This window comes from Sulfitobacter sp. HI0129 (genome assembly GCF_001635395.1).
Classification (GTDB): Bacteria; Pseudomonadota; Alphaproteobacteria; order Rhodobacterales; family Rhodobacteraceae; genus Sulfitobacter.
This window is the reverse complement of the sequence record NZ_LWGH01000842.1, coordinates 1-2,554: the sequence shown is the minus strand read 5'-3', so window position 1 is coordinate 2,554 and position 2,554 is coordinate 1. Positions and strand designations below refer to the sequence as shown.

At 61.5% G+C, this 2,554-nt stretch carries 4 protein-coding genes; all 4 read right to left on the bottom strand.

Features of this window, described 5'->3' with window-relative positions:
• A partial coding sequence (locus A3764_RS19835; protein WP_201722477.1) for an ABC transporter permease occupies positions 1-378 on the bottom strand: 378 nt, incomplete at its 3' end.
• A gap of 45 nt (positions 379-423) precedes the next feature.
• Positions 424-552, bottom strand: a complete 129-nt coding sequence (locus A3764_RS26275; RefSeq protein WP_269084714.1) for a hypothetical protein — start codon at positions 550-552, stop codon at positions 424-426.
• Complete coding sequence (locus A3764_RS19830; RefSeq protein ID WP_067919460.1) at positions 549-1,847, bottom strand: c-type cytochrome; 1,299 nt, start codon at positions 1,845-1,847, stop codon at positions 549-551. Before A3764_RS19830 ends, A3764_RS26275 begins: the two co-directional genes overlap by 4 nt.
• 1 nt (position 1,848) lies before the next feature.
• Positions 1,849-2,554, bottom strand: a 706-nt coding sequence (locus tag A3764_RS19825; RefSeq protein ID WP_067952005.1) for a formate dehydrogenase subunit gamma, incomplete at its 5' end; no start/stop codon positions are given.

Here is a 2,554-nt window from a genome sequence, read left to right as displayed (position 1 = left end):
GAGGTCGCGCATCGCCTGATGCGTGACCGAAGCAATCAGCGGGGTGATGATGATGACCTGCGCGATGATCATCGCGGTCGGGGTGAACAGCAGGCCCAGAACGCCGAACGGGCCGGATCGGGACAGGAGCAGATAGACGATCAGCCCGACCACCACCGGGGGCAGGCCCATCAATGCGTTCAGCACCGCGATGGCCCAGCGGCGGTAACGGAACCGGCGAATGGCCAGCCATGTGCCCAGGGGCAGCGCGATGAGACAGGCGATTGCCAGTGCCGAAAGGCTGACCTGCAGCGACCTGAGTGTAATTTCCACCAGATCGGCATCCAGCGTCACGATCAGCCTGAATGCAGCCGCCAATCCGGCCCAGATATCATCCATGCGGACGGGTCGTCAGATACGTGCTCACAAGAAGGCTGGACGTGTTCAGTTACCCAGTCGGACGCTGTCGCGCGATACATCCTGACGCGGATAGATGTCTGATTGGGTCAGCAGAAGGTTCGCACCGACAGTGATGACGATCAGTGCGACCATCGAAACGATAAAGGCTTTCATTCGGTGTCCCCCGATTGCGTGGCTTTACGCAGATAGTCGATTAAATCGCGGCGGTCCACAGCTTCGGCGATCCGTTGCATCGGCATCTTGCTTCCCGGAATGTAATGGTCCGGCCCTTCGTCGAACAGGGCATTTATCGATTCCGGTGACCAGACGATATCGGAATTCCTGAGTGTTGCCGAATAGGAATAACCCGGAACGCTTCCCGCCCGCCTGCCGAAAACCCCGCGCAGCGTCGGGCCGGCACGGCGTGCGCTGTCCTCTGTCAGCGTGTGGCAGATGGAGCATTTGCGCATGAACTGCCGCTCACCGTTATCCATGGTTTCGGGGTCGCGCAGGAAGCTGCGTGTGCCTGCCGCCATCTTTTCCACCGAGTCCAGAATGTCCACGGGCCATGAATACATCACATCATCGAGCCCGCCCGCATGGATGTTTTGCCCGTCGGGCGAAAAGGCGAGCGCCCAGATGGGCCCCCGGGCCGTGGCGCGAAAATCCCGGACGATCCGTTTGGCGTTCAGGTCTATGACCATGATGTATCCTTCGCCATCGCCTACGGCCAAAAGCGAGGACGGCGCGTGATATGCCATGGCGAGGATCGGGCGCCGCTCCAGCGTGTAGTCGGCGATCTCTTTTCCTTCCGGGTCGACGATCCGGGTCACACCGTCCACCGCGCCATAGGCGATCCGGCCGCCGTCTTCGTCGAGGATCAGCCGGTTCACGCCGAACCCGTGCTGGACGATCTGGCGCAATTCCTGCCCGGTGGCCACGTCCCAGAGGCGAATGGTTCCATCACTCGACGCGGAATAGAGCAGGCGGCCCCCGTCCCCGAAAGCGATGGCATTGACACCCTGTTGGTGCCCTTTAAGGAATGTGCCCTCTCCGCCCGCGGTTGGCCATAGGCCGATGGTTCCGTCCCAACTGGCGGTGGCAAAAGTTTCGCCCCCGGGGGCGATGGCGATGTCTGTGATCTTGCCCTGATGCCCTTCGAACCGCTGCGAGGTACCTGTAACGAGGTCCCACAGGATCGCGGCGAAGTCATCGCCTGCTGACAGCAGGTGCTGGTCGTCGAGCCATGCGACAGCGTTGGCGGCGGCACGGTGCCCTTCGTGCCAGCTCGGCTCGGCGCCGTTCCATGTACCGACGGAGTAGTCGAAGCTTGCCGTGGCAATCGTGCCCGACGGCGCCACGGCGATGTCCATGATGGGGCCGCCGTGGCCTTTCAGTGTAAAGAATTCCTGCGCCTGCGCGGGCAGTGACAGCATCAGCAGTGCAACCGTGACCGCCCGCGTGCGCATGTTATTCGGCGGGATGCGCGGTGGCCGGGGGGGCATCCTTGCGGGCCATGACCTCGTCCGCCCAGATGCTGTGATGTTCACGCGCCCACTCAAGGTCCACCTTACCGGACCCCATCGCTTCGAAGGCGCCTTCCATCCCCAGCGTACCCAGATAGATATGCGCAAAGATGACAGCCATCAGCACGAAGCTGACCATTGCGTGCCAAAGCTGCGCATACTGCATTTCCGCTTGCGGGCTGAGGTTCGTATCAAGCGCGGCATAGCCGAAGAGCTGTGGCAGCCCCAGATCGTTGATCTTGGAGAATGTGGGCCCGAAGAGCGAGAATTCGAACGGGAACAGCATCGAAAGACCAGAGACGGAGATGGACGCGCCCAGAATGATGACCGCCCAGAAGATCAGTTTCTGACCGGCGTTGAATTTCTTCGCCGGAACATGTCCGCCACCGAACATACCGCCGCCCCGCATCAGCCATTTGATGTCCGTGCGGCTGGGCAGGTTGTGAACGACCCACATGAAGAAGACCATGATCAGCGCCAGCATGAACGCCCAGGAAACGTTGTTGTGGATCCACTTGGACCCGGTCGCCAGAACGGAGAAGGCTTCGAGCCCGAAGAGGGGGATCAACGTGGTGCGACCGAAAAGGGTCAGCAGGCCGGTCAGGCCTAGCAGAATGAAGGAACCGGCAAGCAGCCAGTGCGCGAACCGC

What these genes read in the sequence shown, in the direction of transcription:
- A3764_RS26275 (WP_269084714.1), bottom strand. Translation starts at nt 552, where the DNA reads ATGAAAGCCTTTATCGTTTCGATGGTCGCACTGATCGTCATCACTGTC.
- A3764_RS19830 (WP_067919460.1), bottom strand. Translation starts at nt 1,847, where the DNA reads ATGCGCACGCGGGCGGTCACGGTTGCACTGCTGATGCTGTCACTGCCC.